The sequence below is a fragment of the Mucilaginibacter robiniae genome, from assembly GCF_012849215.1.
GTDB lineage: Bacteria > Bacteroidota > Bacteroidia > Sphingobacteriales > Sphingobacteriaceae > Mucilaginibacter > Mucilaginibacter robiniae.
Genome location: NZ_CP051682.1, coordinates 372,905 through 393,032 on the forward strand (window position 1 = coordinate 372,905; position 20,128 = coordinate 393,032).

A 20,128-nucleotide genomic window follows, 5' to 3' on the forward strand; every position below is an offset into this window, starting at 1 on the left:
TAAACAAAACTAGGTTTTCAATTAAGGTAAGTTAACCAAACTAAATTTTGAATTATAATTTTCAAAAGTATAATATTCTAGTATACCTACTTTTCATAATAACATTTTTCCGTAATGAAGGTATAGGATATGGTAAAACCTAAAAACCAATAAGTATCATGCTTACGTAAATCGCCACGTTGTGAACCTGCAGCACCGATGTTATACCCTAAACGCTCACCCGAACGATCGGAAAGCGCAGCAGCTACCGGATTGCTAAATACAGATTTATCAGCATACAAACCACTTACATCGTCAATATAATCTGTACGTGCACTACGATACCCCAAATCGGCTATCAGGTTTAAGCGGCCAGCTACATTATACTTAATGCCCACACCAAAAGGTAATGTGACAGCAGTTTGGCGGTAAGGTTTGCTTTGCCCTTCGGTAGTAAGTGGCCTTAAGTCATAAACTACGCCTTGGTAAGTTGCCTGAGGATTATATTTTACTGCACCTACACCAGCGTATATAAAGGGCGTAAATAAGTTTTTACTAATGCTGGGTATGTATTCCAGAAAGTTAAATTCACCAGTTAAAGCTACTTCATTCAATGGTGTAGCAAAGCTTAAGTTACGGTTACGAAACTGTTCATACTTTGATGTGCTATCTGCCCCTTCTATCTGGGCATGCATGTAACTTGCTTTGGCAGAAAAATAGCCGTTGAAGTTTCTTTTCAGGAATGCGCCGGTTGCCAATCCGCTTACCTTTAGCGGATTGCGTTGGTTTAGATCACCTAGGTAACCAGCGCCCCCCATAGTAACGCCAAGTTCCCAACTCTGGGCTTGCACTTTACTAACAACACAACATAAGAAAATCAGGATTACAATTATTCTTGCGGGCATTTAACAAATTTAATAATTGCGGGCATCTAATCCCCACAATAATTTGTTTCTTAATGTATTCAGATAACTTTCGTTATTAAGTCTGATTAAGTTGAGCTGAAAATCGGCTTTACAAATATCAAACTTCATGTTATTCTCAATTACGGCCGTACGTGAATCACATGAAATCAAATAGTTAGCACTGCGAGTTTCTACTTCAAAGCTTAGTTTACTGTTATCGGGCAATACAATCGGGCGCACATTTAAGTTGTGCGGCGATACGGGTGTAACCACCAATGCGTTAGATTTTGGGAAAATGATAGGCCCACCGCAGCTCAATGAGTACGCAGTTGACCCGGTTGAAGTAGAAATGATAATTCCATCTCCCCAATATGAATTCAGAAATTCATCGTTCAGATAGGCGTGCATGGTAATCATGGCTGCATCATCACGCTTGTGAAAAGTAATATCATTCAATGCAAAGTTATCGGCACCGAATACAGATGATGCAGAATCAATGCGGATGAGCTCGCGTGCCTCTAACGTAAACTGCCGGTTTACTACAGCATTAATGGCTGCAGCAATATCACTTTTATTTACACTGGCTAAAAAACCTAACCTACCAAAGTTAATACCGATTACGGGTATGCCTGTATCCCGAATCAGCGTTACAATATCCAGCATCGTACCATCGCCACCTAAAGTAATCAGCACATCAATGTGCCCTTTAAGTGGTACATTTTCATCCAGTAGCTGATAATTGGTATTGATGGTTTTGGCGGTCAAAAATTCATGCAAACGGCAATGTACAAATATCCCCACCTGATGCTGAGCCAGGCTATCAAATACCTGCTGAGCAAAAGGTAATGCCGAATCATTAAACTGCCTGCCGTATACTGCAATATTCATCACGGCTACATATTCAGGTAATGCATAAACGAATCATAACGATCTTGTGAATCATCATTATCATCAGTATAGTTAAATACTGCTTTTACATCATAGCCGTAACGCAAAAATGCGGCATTAATGGTATGAATATCCGGTTTGTTCAATTTTAAAGTAACCTCAGTACGGGTAGAATCCGGAAAGCTACGCACGTATGAGCTCAATATCTGGGCATTATCTGACTCCACTATTTGCGCCATATGCGACATGGAATTGTCTTTGTTATTAATCTCGAGTACAATAATGCCACCCGGATCAGTAACCGCAGTAATAGTGGCAAAATAATCGTTCATGTTATTGAGCGCGATTAAACCTATGTAAGCTTTTGATGAGCTTAGCACGGGTACTACTGTTAGTTTATGCTCATAAAACATACGAATCACATCATACACATGCTGCTCTTCATATACAAACGAGTTAATCATGAGCTGCGGTAATGAACTTACCGGCAAACTATGATCAGACTCCATAATATCGCTATCGGCCAGCAAACCTATAAACTGCTGTTCATTTACCACAGGCAGATGCCTGATACGAAACTCCAGCATACGGTCAATGGCCTTTTGCAGAGTATCCGCAGTACTTACGGGCGGTATTGTATCAGTGGCTATCTCAGTGGCATACATACTATACTTTCAGTTTAGTGTTTTCTAAAAATGTTTTCAGGTATCGGTTAAATTCTTCGGGCTGCTCCATCATGGGTGCATGTCCGCACTGGTCAATCCAGTACAGCTCCGAGTCAGGCAATAGTTCATTAAATTCAACCGCTACTTCTGGCGGAGTAATTTTATCATTCCTGCCCCAAATTAGTCCAACTGGTATCTTTATTTTGTGCAGTTCCTTATTCATATTGTGCCGAATGGCTGATTTTGCCATAGCTAATATGCGCACTACCTTATTACGATCATTAATGGTAATAAAAACTTCATCTACCAAATCTTTGGTAGCGGTTTTAGGATCATAAAAAGTATATTCAACCTTTTCCTTCACAAAATCATAACTCTCGCGCCGCGGGAACGAACCCCCAAACGCATTTTCATACAATCCTGAACTACCGGTAAGTACTAAAGTTTTAACCAACTGAGGATGTGACAAACAATAAATTAAAGCCACATGCCCTCCTAATGAATTACCTAACAAAGTAATATTACTTAAACCTTTATGCCTTACAAAGCGGTGTACATACTTAGTTAAAGTTTTTACCCCGGTAGTTAATAACGGCAAATCATAGATGGGAAGTATAGGAATGATAACACGATACTCATTTTTAAACTCTTCAATTACCTGTTCCCAATTGCTTAAAGCGCCCATCAGGCCGTGCAACAGTAATAATACTTCACCCTGACCTTCTTCGATGTAGATAAAACCCTTTTCTTCTTTAAGCGCAAAATTCATATAAGTATAAAAGCTGTTTAGGTTTAAATCCCTGCTTTATACCATTTTTAATTTTAGTATAAAACAAGGCTTTTCCGGCTATAAAATTAGTTTTTTGGTAATGAGTTACAATAGGTAATGAATTAAATTAAGCTAATAATTGTTTCACCACTTCTGAGATAGTTTTCCCATCAGCTTTTCCGGCAAGTTCTTTATTAGCTGTACCCATTACTTTCCCCATATCTTTTACCGAGGTTGCACCTACCCTACCAATTAACTCTTTCAGGTAAGTTTCAATTTCGCTACGATCCATTTGTTTAGGCAAGTAGCTTTCAATTACCTCCATTTCGTCAGCCTCAATCTGGTACAAATCAGGCCGGTTTTGTGCCTGGTAAATGTCGGCAGATTCTTTACGTTGCTTTACCAGCTTTTGCAACACACGGGTTTCAGTTTCTTCACTTATTTCTTCTGAAGCACCTTTTTCAGTACGGGCCAGCAGCAAAGCAGACTTAATAGCCCGCAATCCGCGTAGCTTAACTTCTTGCTTACCCAACATGGCTTGTTTAATATCTTGATCTATTTTCGTTATGAGTGACATATGTTTGGTTAAATATTGTTGAGTAATTGTGTTAACAGTTAGCTGGTAGTTAAACTACACGCACTGGAGAGTTATCGGTTTACTACCAGCAATTTAGCAACGCAATAACTAACTTGTTTTCTTATTGAATGTGGTGGCGTTAGCCTGAGCAGTTGGCATTAAAACCAAATCATTAATATTTACATGTGCCGGACGTGAAGCCACAAACCAGATGGTATCGGCTACATCTTCTGCCGATAATGGTGTAAAGCCTTCGTACACCTTTTTAGCGCGTTCTTTGTCGCCTTTAAAGCGTACTTCCGAAAATTCGGTTTCAACAGCACCAGGGTGTATGGCAGTTACTTTAATGTTATGTGATAACAAATCTATGCGCATACCTTGGCTTAACGCATCAACTGCTGCTTTAGTTGCACAATATACGTTACCATTCGCATAAACATTTTTACCCGCTATAGAACCCAGGTTGACAATATGACCATGCCCCTGCGCAATCATCCAGTTAGAAACTATTTTACTGGCGTACAGCAAGCCTTTGATATTGGTATCAATCATGGTGTCCCAATCGGCATAGTTACCATTTTGTATAGGATCCAACCCTTGGCTTAAACCAGCATTGTTAACTAAAACATCTACCTGTTTCCATTCGGCAGGTAAACTTTCCAGATGATGAGTAACCTCTTCCTGGCGGCGTATATCAAATGCAGCAACTGCTATACGTATATTATAGCTGTTGTTTAACTGCTCGGCCAGTTGCTCCAGCCGATCCTGACGGCGGCCGGTTAAAATGAGATTGTAGCCCTGACGGGCAAAAAGTTCGGCACAGGCCTTACCAATACCCGCGGTGGCACCTGTAATTAATGCGGTTTTCGACATAGGTGAATAACTATTGGCGGCAAAGTTATGTTTTAATTTTTAACTCGGGCCCTTGTACGGCTCCAGGTAAAGTAACTTACCTCATTTCAGCCATAGCATCAGCTACTTAATCTACTCAAAGTGCAAACTAAACATCAGGCTATGCAGAAAGAGTTTACTGATGGGTTCAGCAAAAGGATGATTTTCTGGCACCAGTACGTTACCAAATGAATTGGCTACCTTAATTTCGGGAGACATTTTAAAATAATCAAAGTAGATATCACAGCCGATACCTGCTTCGTATGAAGCGAAACCCCGAATATTTTTTACTCTTTTTTGTAACAAATCATCGTTGGCATCCTGCTTACTTTTACCGCCAATAGCAAACGAGTATTTAGCTCCCCCTACCAAATAGGGTCTGAAATTACCAAGCCGGTCAGCCTTAAGTTTTAACAGCAAAGGCACATCCATGGTTGTGCTTGATATCAGCCGTTTATCATTCTGCGTAGTATTCTCAAAAGTATAGTCCAGCTCCCGATCGGCAAAAACCAGCGAAGGCGTGGTACGTACTTCCAAATGTTCGCTAATACGGTAACGGGTTATAAAACCTACCGCAAAGCCGGGCACCGATTTAGAGCTGATACTGGTTAGCGGACTGGTCAGGTAATTTCCAGGATGATCGGGATCAGGGTACGGGTTGCGCCAGTCAGGCTTTTTAACAATTTTATAGTCCTGCATAACATACTGAAAGCTAAAGCCGAAACTCAGATCATTTTGATCGGCCCCACCTCCCCAGGCTTGCACTTGTGCCATCAATATATTACTACACAATATAAAGCTTGCTAAAAGCCCTAAACGTTTAATCATAAACTTATTTTATACCGGTATATACCGAACAGATGCCAAAAGCTAAAGGCCGGCTTTTAGTTTGGCTGAACCCTACCTTGCTCATCAGCGCTGTAAAATCTTTACCATCCGGGAAAGCAGCAACTGACTCTGGCAGATAGGTGTACGCTCGTGCATCTTTCGAAAACAGCTTACCTATACCTGGCGTAATATAATTAAAATAAAAGTTATACAATTGCTTTATTGGAAAACCTTTAGGCTTTGAAAACTCCAGTATTACGACTTTACCACCCGGTTTTGTTACACGCAGCATATCAGCCAAACCAGCTTCCAGATTTTCAAAGTTACGCACGCCGTAAGCAACCGTTACAGCATCAAAAGTACTGGCAGCAAACGGCAACTGTTCCGAATCGCCCAGCTTTACTTCAAACTTTTCGTTTAACTTACGCTTATTGATTTTTTGCTGGGCAATATCCAGCATCCCCTGCGATATATCTACTCCCGTAATTTTTTCTGGCTTCAGGATAGATAAAGCTTCAAAAGCAAAATCTCCTGTACCGGTAGCTACATCGAGTATGTGCTTGGGCCGAACTGTTTTTAGTTCATTAATAGCAATTTTACGCCAGATGATATCAATGCCCAACGATAAGAAATGATTTAAAAAATCGTAAGTTTTAGATATGTTGTTAAACATATCGGCCACCTGCTGCTTTTTAGTGGCTTGCTTATCTTGGTAGGGCGTAACAACTTTACTCATTAGGTTCAAAGATACATATTTTGCTTTTATTCAATAGCTAACTAACATTGCAGAATCCCTACTGGCAACACCATGGTATCTCTCCGACTGACAACTTGTTTATCTTTTTTAATATTTATTCAGCTTTGGCAAACAAATTGCTATTTACTAAGTTTATTAGCAAAAAGTAATTCATTATGGCAACTAAAAATAATTCAGATCAAACAGGAGATTTGTTTGAAGACGATAATAAAAACAACTCACAAAACAGTGACAACGAAATTAAAGGTTCAAACACGGTAAAAGATCCGGATGATTGGACCACCGGAAAAGAACCTATGACTGGAGCACAGCATTCCTATTTAAAAACCCTTTCGGAAGAAGCTGATGAGCCACTTGATGAAAGCCTGAATAAAGCTGACGCATCAAAAAAGATTGACGAATTGCAGCATAAAACTGGTCGTGGCGTTGACAACGATTAATACTCTCCTCTTAAAAAAGAGAGCCTTAATACAACTGTGTTAAGGCTCTCTTTTTTATTTATTGTTTTAAAGGACTATTGCTGAAATATCATGAATAATAAGCCTCAGCTTAAATCATCCGGTTGGTGCTTACAAATGTTTTAAGCATACCAATTATCGCAGTTACATTATCTTCATGCAAAAAATCTGATCGGGTTGGATCTACATATCCTCTAAATTCCGACAACTCTTCGGCATTTACTGATTTAAACCCCATTGCCCATTCAGGAAAGTTACGTTCGGTAATAGTACTTTCCATCATTTTTATAATATTCTTGTGTCGCAGATCCTGTTTAATAACATCATAAGTTTGCTCCAGTATTTCTGGCTCACCTTCCAGCACCTGTATAAAGGTACCTTCGCCATACAACAACATACCTGTTAAATTTCGGCTGTTGTTATTTCTGCGACTTACTGTTAAAATATCCAGTAATTCATCTTCATTCATTAATTTACAGGCAGAACTGATATAGACAAGTTGTTTCATCGGCATAATATTAGTGACAAAGATATACCAAAAAATTGTTGAGGTTTATACCGCTAATCAATTAAATAAAAAAAGCCTGTAAAGTTTACTCAAGATAAACTTTACAGGCTTTTTTTATTTTAGTAAAATAGTTATCAGGCTGCTGCCGATAGCTTCTCCATTACTACCTGCATCAGTTGGTTTATATCAAATGGTTTGGCCAATATAGCATCGGGAGCTCCTTGTTGGTTCAAACATTCTCGAACATCCGAGCGGCCGGAACACATCACCACAGGTATATTATTCGATTTAGCTGATTGCTTAATTTGGCGGCACAAATCGCGCCCATCGGCATCAGGTAGGCCTACATCTAAAATAACTAAACGTGGATGGCTGGTCTCAATATGATCCAACACACCTTCTGCCTTGTTAAATACTTCTACCTGATAGCCATTGTTGTCCAGTATATAGGATACTAAATCCAATATAAACTTGTTATCATCAATTACCAGTATCTTATTACTCATACCCTACGTGTTACAACATGCAAATTACAATAAAAATGCCAACCTATTAACCGATGGTTAATCCATGCTAATCAAAACCATCACTCAGCTTTCAAAACTGTTATTAAATAAGCACCTTTTCCCTCATAATCAAACCGTTAAGTTAAATAAAAAAACCACAAGCTATAATTTCCTCTTTTATTTAATTGCTTTAATTTACCCACAAGAAAATTTGTGCTTTATAATACATAAGTTGTTGTGTAAATAACACACTTAGACTCAATTTTTTTCCCATTTTTTTGAACAACTTTGTTGTTTTTGATTTTAGGTAATCTATCTTTCGGGCATGGATGCAGCACACCAACTCATAATGGCTAACGTAGGTAAACACTTATCACTTACCCCAGATGAAACTGCTTGCTTTAGCCAAATGCTGGTTCAGAAAAAGTTTAAGCGCAAACACTTTTTACTGCAACAAGGAGAAACTTGCCGGTATTCGGCGTTTGTAACCGGTGGTTGCTTGCGGGGCTATACACTAGACCGTAACGGCTTTGAACATGTACTAAGTTTTGCGCCATCTGATTGGTGGATGGCTGATATGTATAGCTTACTCACTCAACAGCCGGGTAGCTTGAATATTGAAGCTTTAGAAGATACCGAAGTATGGCTATTATCTAAGTACGATCAAGAACAACTTTACTTGCAAGTACCCAAATTTGAACGCTTTTTCCGCATTTTGACCGAAAAATCATTGATTGCCTATCAGCAACGTTTAATTGATAACTTGAGCCTCACAGCTAGCGAACGTTATGCCCGTTTTTGCCAACGCTATCCCACCCTTATTCATCATTTACCCCAAAAACAAATTGCCGCTTATATTGGCGTTACGCCTGAATTTTTCAGCAAAATGAAGAAGGAGTTTGGTTAATGGTTAATGGTTAATGGTTAATGGTTAATGGTTAATGGTTAATGGTTAATGGTTAATGGTTAATGGTTAATGGTTAATGGTTAATGTACAATTGACTTGGTTGGTTTTTATTTTTGTTAGTTATTTCTGGGTATCTAAATATTCTGCATATTCTGCGTTCAACCCATCAATCAATTCGCTACACACCATTTCCTATTCTGTCCCCCCCATTCACCAAATCATTTCTTAACCTACATTAACTTCTGGCTACTAAGGCTACGGTACTTTTGTGGTATTAACACATCAACGCTATGGCAAACTTCGTTTTACATAAAGCTGGTACCCGCGGTCATGCTAATCATGGTTGGCTGGACAGCTATCATACCTTTAGCTTTGCAAATTATTATAACCCCGACCGTATGCACTTTGGCGCGCTACGTGTATTGAATGATGATACCGTAAGTGGCGGTATGGGCTTTGGGAAGCACCCACATGATAATATGGAAATCATCTCGATTCCATTAGAGGGCAATTTGGAGCACCAGGACAGCATGGGCAATACTGCCGTAATTAAAAAAGGCGATATACAAGCTATGAGCGCCGGAACCGGCATTTACCACAGTGAGAAAAATCAGAACCATGGTGAGCAAGTTAAATTTTTGCAAATATGGATTTACCCCAATCAAAAGAATGTAGAGCCTCGCTATGATCAACTAACTTTGAATCTGGAAGACAGGCATAATCGTTTGCAGCAAGTATTATCGCCTAATCAAGAAGATGAAGGCATCTGGATTTACCAAAATGCATGGTTTCACATGGGTAAGATTGATAAAGGTTTCAGTACGGAGTACATCTTAAAAGGCGACAGCAATAGTGGAGTATATGCTTTTATTTTGAAAGGTGATGTAACCATAAATAACCAGCAACTAAACACTCGCGATGGTTTAGGTGTTTGGGGTGTATATAAACTCGACATTATAGCCGATAGTGATGCTGAGCTTTTATTAATGGAAGTACCTATGATATTTTAACCGTATGAATAAAACAGAAATTTTGGTAGTAGGCCGCCATGAACAAATTTTAGAAACTGTAGTGAGGCTGATTAATAACAACCCGGAATGGCACGGCGTAGGCGCATTAACTAATGCCGAAGCTATTCAGCTTTTCAACCACGAGGTATTTGATTTAGTATTATTAAGCAGTGGTATTGACAAAACTGAAGAAAATGACTTACGTGCTTACTTTATTGACCATCGGCCTAATACTTTGATTGTACAGCATTATGGCGGTGGCAGCGGCTTGTTAACAGCTGAAATTTACGAAGCCTTAAAAAATAAGCAGTAACAAAAAAGGCTATTGCAACTATAGGTTGATAATAGCCTTTTTTGTTAGCCTACGGGTTTTTCCATCACCATTAACTCGATAGTTGTTTTGGGTATGCCAAATCGGGTATCGGTTGGGAAAGGCAGCAACTGGCCTGCAGCTTTATAGCCATGCCTTTCGTACCAGGCAATTAATTCTTTCCGGGTAGTAATAACTGATATTTTAATAGTGGTGCAACCATGCTGGCGTGCATAATCTTCAGTTGCGGTTAGTAGCTGCTTACCCACGCCTTGTGCCTGCAATGTAGGTTTTACCGTTAGCATGCCCAAGTAGAGCTTGTCATCTTTCACTTTCTCCAGGTAAGCGCTACCAATAATTTCTCCGGTATCACTTACACATTTTAGCATGGTAATGTGCGATTGCGCGAAGTAACTTTTCAACTCTTCTTCATCAATACGGATACCGTCCAACAAATGGCTTTCACTGGTCCACCCTTGTTTGGAAGTTTCACCACGGTAAGCACTGTTTACTAAAGCGGCAATTTCGGGCACATCGGCAATTTGTGCGGGTATAATAGGCATAGTGTGTTTTTATTGGGCTGCAAACCTAAAAAATAGTTTTAAATCAGGATAACTTGTGCATCGTTGAATTTACAAGTTAGCACCCGAACTAAGCAATAATAACCGTGCCTCATCAACTTTACTTTCATTTAACCATTGTTTGGCTTGCTGAAATATAGCTGTATCGTTTTGCTGTAATAAAGGTGCAATAGATGCCTGACTGGCAAAAGCTTCCACCTCTTCTTTACTGGGTAATTGCTCGATATTAGCCAGCATGCCTAAATCATTACCGGATAACACGTCCGAGTTACGGATGAACGCAGGTAAATCATCAATACCAATGCTTTTAATTGGGCGACGAACTTTAAACAAACATTCCGGTGTGGTTCTGCAGTACCAGTCGGCACCCAGGCGGCCTACTAAATCCAGTTTGGTTTGGTCCATACGGCCATGAGCATCTAATACATTATCTTGTATGTGCGTCACCTTAATTTCGGCCACTACCAGGTTGCCGGAGTTAGGCTGATTACCCAACGGTATAATTTGCGTTACCACACATTCTAGCTGCACAGGTGCTTCAGCCACACGTGGCGGCTTTACCATGTCGGAAGGAAGTTCGGTAAAGCCAGCTTTTACAAACTCGTTTACGCCTTTATCAAACTGAGCGCTGGCTACATTCATTTGTTGTACCATCGGGTAGCTGACTAAATTGATTACACACTCGGGCACTTCCTGCACGTTTTGTAAAGCATGTTTAGGCTCATTATTACTGGTATTGCTGGGTGAAAACACGCAAACCGGCGGATTGGTACTAACCATATTAAAAAAGCTATACGGACTCAGGTTTACCTGCCCCTGAGCATTTATAGTAGATACAAAGCAAATAGGACGTGGTGCGACTGCATGGTTCAAATAGCCGTACAGTTTAGTAGGTTCAATATCTGTAGTTTTAATGGAAAGCATAGGCAACTAACAACTGGATATGTAAAAAGTTAATAGCAAACCCTCTGAAACTAAACAGCCTGAATAGTTCAAACTATTCAGGCTGTTTAGTTTCAGAGATCCTGATTATTTTTGGTCTTTATCTACCGGAGCTTGTTGCTCATACATGTTGGCAGCTAATGCGCTATCTGGCACTACGTTGCTCATATTTACTTGTGCTTTATTTTTAAAACCAGAAATGATTTTATCATCGCCTGCCATTAAAGCATCATAACCATCTTGTGCTACATCGGCCGCATTAGACATTGAACTCTTATCCTGAACCATTTTGCTATCCTGCATATCGGCTTTGTTAAAGAAGTCGGTATCGGTAGCACCTGGCATCAAAGCGGTAACGGTTATGTTCGAGTCTTTCACTTCGGCACGGATAGCTTCAGAGAACGACAAGATAAACGCTTTGGTAGCATGGTAAACTGATTGCCATGGACCTGGCAGCTTGCTGGCAATAGAAGCTAAATTCAAAATTTTACCTTCTTTGCGTGCTACCATGTCTTTCAAAAAGCTTTTGGTCAAAATCAGGGTTGCACCGATGTTCAAGTTTACAATATCCAGCTCACGTTTAATATCGGTATCTACAAATTCTCCGTATAAACCTTGACCGGCATCATTTACTAATACATCTACCTGAATGCCTTTTGCTTTTACTTCATCATATACTGAAAAAGCTTCATCATTGCTAAACAAATCTTTAGCTATGGTTACTACTTCAACGCCGTTCTGCTTAAATTCAGCAGCAGCTTTATCTAATTCTTGTTGATTGCGTGAAACTAATACTAAATTGTATTTTTCGCGGGCAAATATCTTGGCTAACTCATAGCCGATACCTGAACTAGCACCAGTAATCAGTGCATATTTTTGTGTGTTTGACATAGGATGTGGTTTTTAACTTTATTAACCATGAGTTAATAAACCATAACTATGCCAAACATTTTTGTAAAAACAAATAGTTGTACAGTAGCTAATCCACTAGCTGAATTGAAATTAAGCTTGCTGTCTTTTTAAGAGCTCATCGCGTATGATTGCACATTTTTCATAACGCTCGTGTAGTAAATGATCTTGCAGTAAATCTTCCAGTTCCAGCTTTGATTTGCTTACAAATTCTAAACTGTTGGCAGTTAATACACTAATAGGTTGAAAAAACCCATCAGCGCTGAAAAAGCCCAGACTTTGGGTCGGATTGGTGTTGTTTTTCATCTTCGCTTAGTTTAATTAAGGTGAGCTTAATGTACTAAACTATCTGACTAGATGCAAGCAAAACAGTTTAAAATTCTGCTAAATACTTGTAAAACAAAAAGAAATTTCACGCAGCATACGTTAAGCCATATTTATAAAGCCTTGTAATCTTCACGTACAGGTGAAAAAACATCCAACAGTTTACAATCTGTAACTGCCCGGCCGCCGTGAGGCACATTGGAAGGTACAACAGCAAAAGTACCTGAATCTAAAATTTGTGCTTCACCATTAACTGTTAATTCAAACTGCCCTTCCAGCACAAAAGCACATTGCTGATGAACATGCTGGTGGATGGGCACACTGTAGCCAGCTTTTACTTCAATAAAATTTAACGTATTGGTGTCCGTATGTACAAAACGTGATAAAAAGCCCGGCGCTATTTCTTTTACGGGAATATCGGCAAACTGGCGAAATATAGATGCATCCATCATTAACTCCTTAATAGTTTAGTTACTTCAACGTAAGCTGTTATCAATTATATTCTTTCCAAACGCCATCCTGCTTCCCTAACTGACTGTTTTTGTAGCCATAGGTAAAGTAAATAACTAAACCTATAATCAACCATATTAAAAAACGAAGCCAATTAGTGTAACCCAATTCAGTCATCAGGTAAAAACAGCTTAGCAAGCCTAGTACTGGTATAAGCGATAAATTTTTAACAAAAGCCAAAACGGTTAATGCTGCTGAAAGAATGATGAATAAGAAATAAGGAAAATTCTCATGCCGGTTTTCACCTGAAAATAACCCCATCATCGGCTTCCAGAATATAAACATACCTGCAATAAATATAACAGGTACTATCCATTTCGAATTGATGTAAGGAATTTGAAACTTCCCTTTCTGAGCAGCTTCTTTAGGCAACAGCAACACGCCACCGCATACCAGCACGAAAGCGAACAAAGTGCCTATACTGGTTAGGTCGGTTACCTCGGTTAAATTCATGAACAAGGCAGGTATAGCTACCACAAAGCCCGTTACAATAGTTGAAAAAGATGGCGTTTGATATTTGGGGTGAATGCGTGAAAAAGCTTTAGGCAGCAAACCATCACGGCTCATGCTCATCCAGATACGGGGCTGGCCTAACTGAAAAATCAACAATACACTGGCCGTAGCAATTACCGCACTAACAGAAATTACATAACTGATTTTTTTTAAGCCCACATGCGAAAACACAAAAGCCAATGGATCGCCTACCTGCAAATCTTTATAGCTAACCATACCGGTTAGCACCAAAGCAATCAGGATGTATAATACAGTACAAATAATCAGTGAGTAAATCATGCCGCGCGGTAAATCACGCTGCGGGTTCTCACACTCTTCGGCAGTGGTAGAGATAGCGTCAAAGCCGATGTAAGCAAAAAACACACCCGATACTCCTTTCATTACGCCACCAAAACCATTAGGCATAAAAGGATGCCAGTTAGCTGGGGTAACATAAAAAAAGCCTAATACGATTACCGCTATCACGATAGCTATTTTAAGCATAACCATCGCATTGGTAGCCTTTTTAGTTTCGCGGATACCTACGTAAACTAAATAGGTAATAACGATTACAATAAACAATGCCGGTATATTGGCAATCAGTTTAAAATTGTTTATACCCGGCGCACTGGTCCAGGCTAAGGCAGCAGCCTTCATCTTTTCGGTAATAGCACCTAATTGGCCTTTTGCTGTTAACTCTTGCAGCTGCTCGTGCGCTTTAAAGGCCGAAAAGTAATCCATGGTAAGGTAACCCGGCATGCGGATATGAAAGCCCTCCAACAGGTTTACAAAATACTCACTCCAGGATATGGCTACGGCAATGTTACCTATGGCATATTCCATCAACAAATCCCAACCAATAATCCAGGCAATTAGTTCACCAAAAGAAGCATAAGCGTAGGTATAGGCACTACCCGCTACTGGTATGCGAGATGCAAACTCAGCATAACACATAGCCGAAAAGCCGCAGGTAATAGCAGTTAGCACAAACAATATAGTTACGCCTGGCCCACCGTTGAATGAAGCTTCGCCTATAGTTGAGAATATACCGGCTCCTACTACGGCAGCTATACCCATCAGGGTTAAATCCTTAACACGAAGTTCTTTACGTAGATGATTGCCAGAGTGTTCGCCATCACTAAAACCAGTTGCTACATCAGCTAAAATTTTGTCGAGCGATTTTTTTCGAAATATGCTTTTTGACATAAGGGGAATTTATCCGGAAGCTGCACCAAACATAGCCAAAATTTTGAACTGATTGCGCATAAATGTGTTTAATTTGCGCCATGAACACCCGCATAACCGACGTTTTACACCAAATAAGGCTATTATTTGTTCCTTACCTCATTATATTAATTACTTGTTTAATAATTAAGCTATCCTACACGCGTGAGGCTATTTATTATGCCATTAATGCGCATTACGATGCTTTAGCCGATCACTTTTTTACTTACGCTACCAGTTTAGGGGAAGGCATTACTGTGGTTACCCTATCTGTTGGATTTTTATTGGTAAGCTATCGCAAAGCTTTGCTGTTGGGAACCAGCTTTGCTTTTACGGGCATACTGGTACAAATTGTAAAGCATATTTACCATGCTAAGCGCCCCGTTATTTACTTTGCACAACAGCTTAATCACATACACTTTGTAAAAGGTGTTCATTTAATGACGACGAACAGCTTTCCGTCAGGCCATACCGTTTCGGCATTTACAGCGGCTACGGTACTCTCCTACTTAGCCGTTAACAAGCGTTTGGGCTTTATCTATTTGTTGCTGGCGATAGCCGTAGCTTACTCGCGCATGTACCTGAGCGAACACTTTTTTGAAGATGTAACTGCCGGTTCTATTATCGGCACTATGGGTACCGTAATCTGGATTACCTGGCTGGACGGCCTTCCATTTATGAAATCACAAAGGTGGAATAAGGGATTGTTGAGAAGATAGATTTTGGATGGCAGCGTCAAAATGAAATCAATAACAATAAAACACAGTGTCATTGCGAGCGTTAGCGTGGCAATCTCTGCATAGACATGAATGTATGTCTGTCAGCATAGAGGTTGCTTCATTCTTTGCAATGACACTGTTTTATTTTTTAAAGCTTATCCATTTCGCTCTTTACAAAGACTGCCAGTTCTTTTACATAGCTGGCGCTGAAATCAAACTTAATACCAGCAGTTTCATAAATCTCTTTAATGGTTTTGGTATAACCCAGCTTTAAGGCATCCAAGTATTGCTGCAAGCCTTTTTCCGGATTTTCTTTGTAGTTTTTCCATACGGCAATAGCACCTAATTGAGCCATACCATACTCTATATAATAAAACGGCACCTCAAAGATGTGCAATTGCTTTTGCCACAAGTTAGCTTCTGCTTCAGGGTACTCGCTCCAATCAATAAAGCCAGCACCAAAGCGCTCATAAATTTGCTTCCAAGCATCATAACGCTGTACATCAGTATGGTCGGGGTTGGTGTACAACCAATGCTGAAACTGATCGACTACAGCTACCCAAGGCAATGTTTTCAACACATCTACCAACTGGTCCCGCTTAGCACGTTTTAGTTCTTCTGCATCACTGAAATACACATCCCAGTTATCCATAGAAATCAACTCCATTGACATGGAAGCTAGTTCAGCTACTTCAGAAGGCGTATGTTTAAAATCATTCAATTCCAAACCGGCGGTTAAAAAAGTATGCACCGCATGGCCTCCTTCATGCACCATGGTGGTCAGGTCACGGAATGTATTAGCTGAATTCATGAAGATGAATGGTGCACCGGTTTCTGCCAGCGGATAGTTATAGCCTCCCGGCGCTTTACCTTTGCGGCTTTCTACATCAAACAAGTCATTAGCTTTCATAATTTCCAAACGCTCGCCCAAATACGGACTAATGTTGCGGAAGCACTGAATAGATTTATCAATCAAATCAGCACCGTTTAAGAAAGGTTTCAGGGCTGGCTTGCCGGTAGTATCGACATCCATGTCCCAAGGTTTCAAAGAATCCAACCCTAAAGCTGCTTTGCGCTTTTCAGCTTGCTCACGTAAAATAGGTACAATTTCAGTTTCTATAGCTTCGTGGAAAGCATAACAATCTTGAGGCGTATAATCAAAGCGGCCTAGTGCCTGGAACATGTAATCTCTAAAGTTTCCAAAATCCGCGTTTAAGGATACTTTGTGGCGCAGCACCAGCAGCAAATCAAAAAGTTCGTTTAATTGCTGTTTATCTTGTAAGCGGCGGGCAGTAATCTTTTCCCACGCTTCCTGACGTTTACTGCGGGCAGTATCTTTTAATAGAGCAGCAGCCTGTTCTAAAGTAAACTCTTTCTCACCAATATGTACCGACATAGCACCGGTAATAGATTGATACTTCTGCTGCTCTACCTGTATTTCAGTTTGGATAGGAATATTTTCTTCCCGGAACAACTCCAATGATTTTTTAACACTACGCAGGTAAACAAAATATTTATCCTGATCCAGATCGTTGAAAAAGCCGTTGTTAACCAGCTTTTTATTCAGCTCGTTGCTGTAAGGTGCTACTTTGGGCTCTACTTCTGTTGCAAAGTATTGAAAATTTTGTAGCAACTCTTCATTAGTCGTATCACAGGTCATGCGGATGTACCGCCAGGCAAAATCCTCCTCTAAAGCGGCTTCCAGTTCGCTACGATCACGCAGCCATTGTTCCAAATCAGCAACCGAGTTAATTTCGCGGTTCAGTAATTCCTGAAAAAGGGGTTCTAAATTTTCCCATTTAATGTCCAGCTGTGCTGGTATATACGTTCTATCTTTAGGTTGTATCATGTTTTATATTATGCAGATGTGCAAATGTGCAGCTATGCCAATGATAAAACAAATCAATTCAAGGAAATTGATACAAGGATGGATATTGAAACTACCCAGAAGTTATGCTTTAGGCTTAATCAGTGTTTCTGATACCTGCTTTATCCCCGCTGCATAGGTAGTTGGTTTAACCTGAAATGCCTTTTCAAACTTGGTTGAATCAAAAATATAATCGTGATTGTACTGGTAATACATTTCAACCGTACCCTGAATTAGTTTACTAAACAAACCAGCTAACTGCAACATCAACTTATTAACCGTACTATACTTAGGAGCCACCTGGTAAGCTTTTGCTGCTAGTTCAATAAACTCTTTACCGGTAAGTGCAGGCGCTGTAGGCAAATGCCAAATCTGGTTATCAGCTTCAGAATTTTGCCCTAGCAAATACATGGCTTTACCCGTATCGGCTACATAGGTGAAGCTATGTTTGGTGTTCACATCACCCAACCATTGTGCACGTTGTTTTTGTGCGTATTTATTTAACACCATACTATCATAAAAGCTGTTCATTGTTTCAGATCCGTAAAAATCGGCAGCGCGGGCTATGGTAGCTCTAATATTTCCGGCTTTTACTTCTTCCATTAATTGAGTAGCTATACGAGCACGTACTTCACCTTTTACACTAATAGGATTGTAGGGTGTCTGCTCCGTCATGGAACCATTTACCAGCCCGTACATGTAAACGTTATCAAAGAAAATGAACCGGGCTCCGGTTTCTTTAGTAACGTTAATCATGTTTTGCATAATAACAGGCCATTGCTGTTGCCAAACATTTTTATCATACACCAAGCCAGCACAAAAGTAAATGATGCTTGAACCCTGAGCGGCCTGCAACACTTCGGCATATTGCAGCAAGTCGGCTTTTTGCCACGTTACTTGTGGATTATGAATAGCTACTGGCCTGCGGCTAACTAACCGAACAGGCTGACCTTGCTTTATTAACTCGGTAGTAAGGGCATTGGCAGTAGGTCCGCCTGCGCCAAAAATGGTATGCATATCTTTTACTTTTTGATTAAGCCAAAGCTACCAGCCTACTAGCCATCAAAACGTTAACAAAAGATAAGAAAAATTACAAGCACCTTATCGTGCCGGTTCAAACATGCGCTTGCGGATACGGGAAAGTGAAACCGGCGTGATGCCTAAAAAATTAGCCAGATAATGCTGTGGTACACGCTGCAAAAGTGGCGCATTACTATTTAATAGTTCAGCATAACGCTCTTCCGGGGTTTGTGTTACAAACGAGTGTACACGATCTTCATAACAGCAAATCAAGTATTCGGCTATTAACCGGCCAAATCGCTCCATTTTGTAAGCCGTAATTTGGTTGGCTAAGAGTTGCTGTAAACTTTTATAATCAAAGATAACCAGCAAAGTATCTTCCAAAGCTTGTATGTAGGCATAGCCGGGTTGCTGCTGTATAAAACTTTTGTACGAACTGATAAACTCATTTTCAAAACAAAAGTAGCCGGTTATTTCTTCGCCATCTTTAAGGTGATACAAACGTACCGAACCAGAAACAATAAAGCCTACTTGTTTACAAACCTCATCGGCTTTTATAAAATGATCTTTCTTTTTTAAGGTAGAAAGCTGAAGGTACTGCTCAAAAATGGTCCACTCCTCATCATTAAAAACTACTAAATTCTTCAGTTGCTTCCTGAAAACAGTAAATGCAGTTACCTTATCCATATTCTGTCCAGTAAAAAGAATAATGCAAAAACTACGCTGGCAATACCGTTGGTAGTCATGAAGGCAAAGTTAACCCGACTTAAGTCTGTAGGTTTTACCAATCGATGTTGGTACACCAGCATACTGCAATATACCAATATGCCCAGATAATAAGGAATACTTACATGTGTATAAAATGCCGGAAGTATGACAAATAATGCCGAAAGCACATGCAAAAAGGTAGAGAATCTTAAAGCATTCACAATGCCATGCCGGCTGGGAATGGAGTGCAGGTTTTGACCACGATCAAACTCTTCATCTTGCAGGGCATAAATTATATCAAAGCCACTTACCCAACATACTACTGCCAACGAAAAGAAAACGGGTAATAATGCAAAATGCCCAGTCACCACTAAATAAGCGCCAAGAGGTGCTAGCGATAAACCCAAACCTAATACAAAATGACATAATGCCGTAAAGCGTTTGGTAGCACTATATCCTAATACTATCAATAAGGCTATTGGCGCTAAGTAGAAACACAACAAGTTAATAAACCAAGTAGTTACCATAAACAATACACAGTTTATGATAGTGAAGGTTAAAGCTGCTGTTGGCGAAATGCGGCCGGCTGGTATATCACGCATTTTGGTGCGCGGGTTAATGGCATCAATATCACGGTCCAGGTACCGGTTGAACGACATGGCTGAGTTGCGTGCAAATACCATACACAGCAACATCAAAATAAGTTTATACCATTCAAACTTATAATCGGTAGTAGTAACTGCCAAAAAGAAGCCTATAAAAGCAAATGGCATGGCGAATATGGTATGCGAAAAAGTAACGAGCGAAAAATATTTTTTCATTTCAATATCTATTTGTTATTCCCCTCGTAAAAGGGGAATATAAGCCTTGTGCA

Annotated in this window: 25 protein-coding genes; 5 read left to right on the forward strand and 20 right to left on the reverse strand. The window is 39.9% G+C overall.

Annotated elements, in window-relative coordinates:
- Positions 1-86 precede the first annotated feature (86 nt).
- The 8 genes from porG to ubiE form a co-directional block, all read right to left on the reverse strand.
- The gene (gene porG, locus HH214_RS01720) at positions 87-884 is read right to left on the reverse strand and encodes a type IX secretion system protein PorG (RefSeq protein ID WP_169605694.1); all 798 of its coding nucleotides are present in this window, start codon (positions 882-884) and stop codon (positions 87-89) included.
- Between the two features lie 9 nt (positions 885-893).
- The gene (locus HH214_RS01725) at positions 894-1,772 is read right to left on the reverse strand and encodes an NAD kinase (RefSeq protein WP_169605695.1); all 879 of its coding nucleotides are present in this window, start codon (positions 1,770-1,772) and stop codon (positions 894-896) included.
- Positions 1,773-1,777: 5 nt separating this feature from the next.
- Positions 1,778-2,437 (reverse strand): CBS domain-containing protein, encoded by a 660-nt coding sequence (locus HH214_RS01730; RefSeq protein WP_169605696.1) that lies wholly within the window; start codon positions 2,435-2,437, stop codon positions 1,778-1,780.
- Between the two features lies 1 nt (position 2,438).
- The gene (locus HH214_RS01735) at positions 2,439-3,206 is read right to left on the reverse strand and encodes an alpha/beta fold hydrolase (protein ID WP_169605697.1); all 768 of its coding nucleotides are present in this window, start codon (positions 3,204-3,206) and stop codon (positions 2,439-2,441) included.
- A 127-nt stretch (positions 3,207-3,333) separates the two neighbouring features.
- Positions 3,334-3,783, reverse strand: a complete 450-nt coding sequence (locus HH214_RS01740) for a GatB/YqeY domain-containing protein (protein ID WP_169605698.1) — start codon at positions 3,781-3,783, stop codon at positions 3,334-3,336.
- 108 nt (positions 3,784-3,891) lie between these two features.
- Positions 3,892-4,656, reverse strand: a complete 765-nt coding sequence (locus HH214_RS01745; RefSeq protein ID WP_169605699.1) for an SDR family oxidoreductase — start codon at positions 4,654-4,656, stop codon at positions 3,892-3,894.
- Between the two features lie 111 nt (positions 4,657-4,767).
- On the reverse strand, positions 4,768-5,502 hold the full coding sequence (porT, locus tag HH214_RS01750) for a type IX secretion/gliding motility protein PorT/SprT (RefSeq protein WP_449288822.1): 735 nt from the start codon (positions 5,500-5,502) through the stop codon (positions 4,768-4,770).
- A 4-nt stretch (positions 5,503-5,506) separates the two neighbouring features.
- On the reverse strand, positions 5,507-6,238 hold the full coding sequence (ubiE, locus tag HH214_RS01755) for a bifunctional demethylmenaquinone methyltransferase/2-methoxy-6-polyprenyl-1,4-benzoquinol methylase UbiE (RefSeq protein ID WP_169605701.1): 732 nt from the start codon (positions 6,236-6,238) through the stop codon (positions 5,507-5,509).
- Positions 6,239-6,414: 176 nt separating this feature from the next.
- Here ubiE and HH214_RS01760 point away from each other — a divergent pair, with 176 nt between their 5' ends.
- On the forward strand, positions 6,415-6,699 hold the full coding sequence (locus tag HH214_RS01760; RefSeq protein ID WP_169605702.1) for a DUF3072 domain-containing protein: 285 nt from the start codon (positions 6,415-6,417) through the stop codon (positions 6,697-6,699).
- A 109-nt stretch (positions 6,700-6,808) separates the two neighbouring features.
- Here HH214_RS01760 and HH214_RS01765 read toward each other — a convergent pair whose 3' ends face one another.
- Both HH214_RS01765 and HH214_RS01770 read right to left on the reverse strand, forming a co-directional pair.
- Positions 6,809-7,225, reverse strand: a complete 417-nt coding sequence (locus tag HH214_RS01765) for a BLUF domain-containing protein (protein ID WP_169605703.1) — start codon at positions 7,223-7,225, stop codon at positions 6,809-6,811.
- 134 nt (positions 7,226-7,359) lie between these two features.
- Entirely contained in the window at positions 7,360-7,731 is a 372-nt protein-coding gene (locus HH214_RS01770) for a response regulator (protein WP_169605704.1), read from the reverse strand.
- A gap of 325 nt (positions 7,732-8,056) precedes the next feature.
- Between HH214_RS01770 and HH214_RS01775 the strand changes: the two genes are divergently transcribed.
- From HH214_RS01775 to HH214_RS01785, 3 genes are all read left to right on the forward strand, one after another.
- Positions 8,057-8,638, forward strand: a complete 582-nt coding sequence (locus HH214_RS01775) for a Crp/Fnr family transcriptional regulator (RefSeq protein WP_169605705.1) — start codon at positions 8,057-8,059, stop codon at positions 8,636-8,638.
- Between the two features lie 290 nt (positions 8,639-8,928).
- A complete protein-coding gene (locus HH214_RS01780; RefSeq protein ID WP_169605706.1) occupies positions 8,929-9,648 on the forward strand; it encodes a pirin family protein in 720 nt (239 codons plus the stop codon).
- Positions 9,649-9,652: 4 nt separating this feature from the next.
- On the forward strand, positions 9,653-9,961 hold the full coding sequence (locus HH214_RS01785; protein WP_169605707.1) for a response regulator: 309 nt from the start codon (positions 9,653-9,655) through the stop codon (positions 9,959-9,961).
- A gap of 44 nt (positions 9,962-10,005) precedes the next feature.
- Here the strand turns inward: HH214_RS01785 and HH214_RS01790 are convergent, their stop codons facing one another.
- From HH214_RS01790 to HH214_RS01815, 6 genes are all read right to left on the reverse strand, one after another.
- Positions 10,006-10,521 carry a GNAT family N-acetyltransferase gene (locus HH214_RS01790; RefSeq protein ID WP_169605708.1) on the reverse strand — a complete coding sequence of 172 codons (516 nt, stop codon included), beginning with the start codon at positions 10,519-10,521 and terminating at the stop codon, positions 10,006-10,008.
- Positions 10,522-10,590: 69 nt separating this feature from the next.
- Positions 10,591-11,463: a flavin reductase family protein gene (locus HH214_RS01795; RefSeq protein ID WP_169605709.1), complete on the reverse strand. Its 873-nt coding sequence runs from the start codon at positions 11,461-11,463 to the stop codon at positions 10,591-10,593.
- A 105-nt stretch (positions 11,464-11,568) separates the two neighbouring features.
- Positions 11,569-12,372, reverse strand: coding sequence for an SDR family NAD(P)-dependent oxidoreductase (locus HH214_RS01800; RefSeq protein WP_169605710.1), 804 nt, complete (start codon positions 12,370-12,372; stop codon positions 11,569-11,571).
- A 111-nt stretch (positions 12,373-12,483) separates the two neighbouring features.
- Complete coding sequence (locus HH214_RS01805) at positions 12,484-12,696, reverse strand: hypothetical protein (protein WP_169605711.1); 213 nt, start codon at positions 12,694-12,696, stop codon at positions 12,484-12,486.
- A 131-nt stretch (positions 12,697-12,827) separates the two neighbouring features.
- On the reverse strand, positions 12,828-13,166 hold the full coding sequence (locus HH214_RS01810) for a cupin domain-containing protein (RefSeq protein WP_211166289.1): 339 nt from the start codon (positions 13,164-13,166) through the stop codon (positions 12,828-12,830).
- A gap of 40 nt (positions 13,167-13,206) precedes the next feature.
- Positions 13,207-14,922 (reverse strand): amino acid permease, encoded by a 1,716-nt coding sequence (locus tag HH214_RS01815; protein WP_169605712.1) that lies wholly within the window; start codon positions 14,920-14,922, stop codon positions 13,207-13,209.
- Positions 14,923-15,002: 80 nt separating this feature from the next.
- Between HH214_RS01815 and HH214_RS01820 the strand changes: the two genes are divergently transcribed.
- Positions 15,003-15,659, forward strand: a complete 657-nt coding sequence (locus tag HH214_RS01820; protein ID WP_169605713.1) for a phosphatase PAP2 family protein — start codon at positions 15,003-15,005, stop codon at positions 15,657-15,659.
- A 148-nt stretch (positions 15,660-15,807) separates the two neighbouring features.
- On the opposite strand, the gene HH214_RS01825 is transcribed toward HH214_RS01820, so the two are convergent.
- The 4 genes from HH214_RS01825 to HH214_RS01840 form a co-directional block, all read right to left on the reverse strand.
- Complete coding sequence (locus tag HH214_RS01825; protein ID WP_169605714.1) at positions 15,808-17,508, reverse strand: M3 family oligoendopeptidase; 1,701 nt, start codon at positions 17,506-17,508, stop codon at positions 15,808-15,810.
- Between the two features lie 102 nt (positions 17,509-17,610).
- Positions 17,611-18,543, reverse strand: a complete 933-nt coding sequence (locus tag HH214_RS01830) for an NAD-dependent epimerase/dehydratase family protein (protein ID WP_169605715.1) — start codon at positions 18,541-18,543, stop codon at positions 17,611-17,613.
- An 84-nt stretch (positions 18,544-18,627) separates the two neighbouring features.
- Positions 18,628-19,233, reverse strand: coding sequence for a Crp/Fnr family transcriptional regulator (locus HH214_RS01835; RefSeq protein ID WP_169605716.1), 606 nt, complete (start codon positions 19,231-19,233; stop codon positions 18,628-18,630).
- The gene (locus HH214_RS01840) at positions 19,221-20,075 is read right to left on the reverse strand and encodes a UbiA-like polyprenyltransferase (RefSeq protein WP_169605717.1); all 855 of its coding nucleotides are present in this window, start codon (positions 20,073-20,075) and stop codon (positions 19,221-19,223) included. The genes HH214_RS01835 and HH214_RS01840 overlap by 13 nt, the downstream gene beginning before the upstream one ends.
- Between the last annotated feature and the right edge of the window lie 53 nt (positions 20,076-20,128).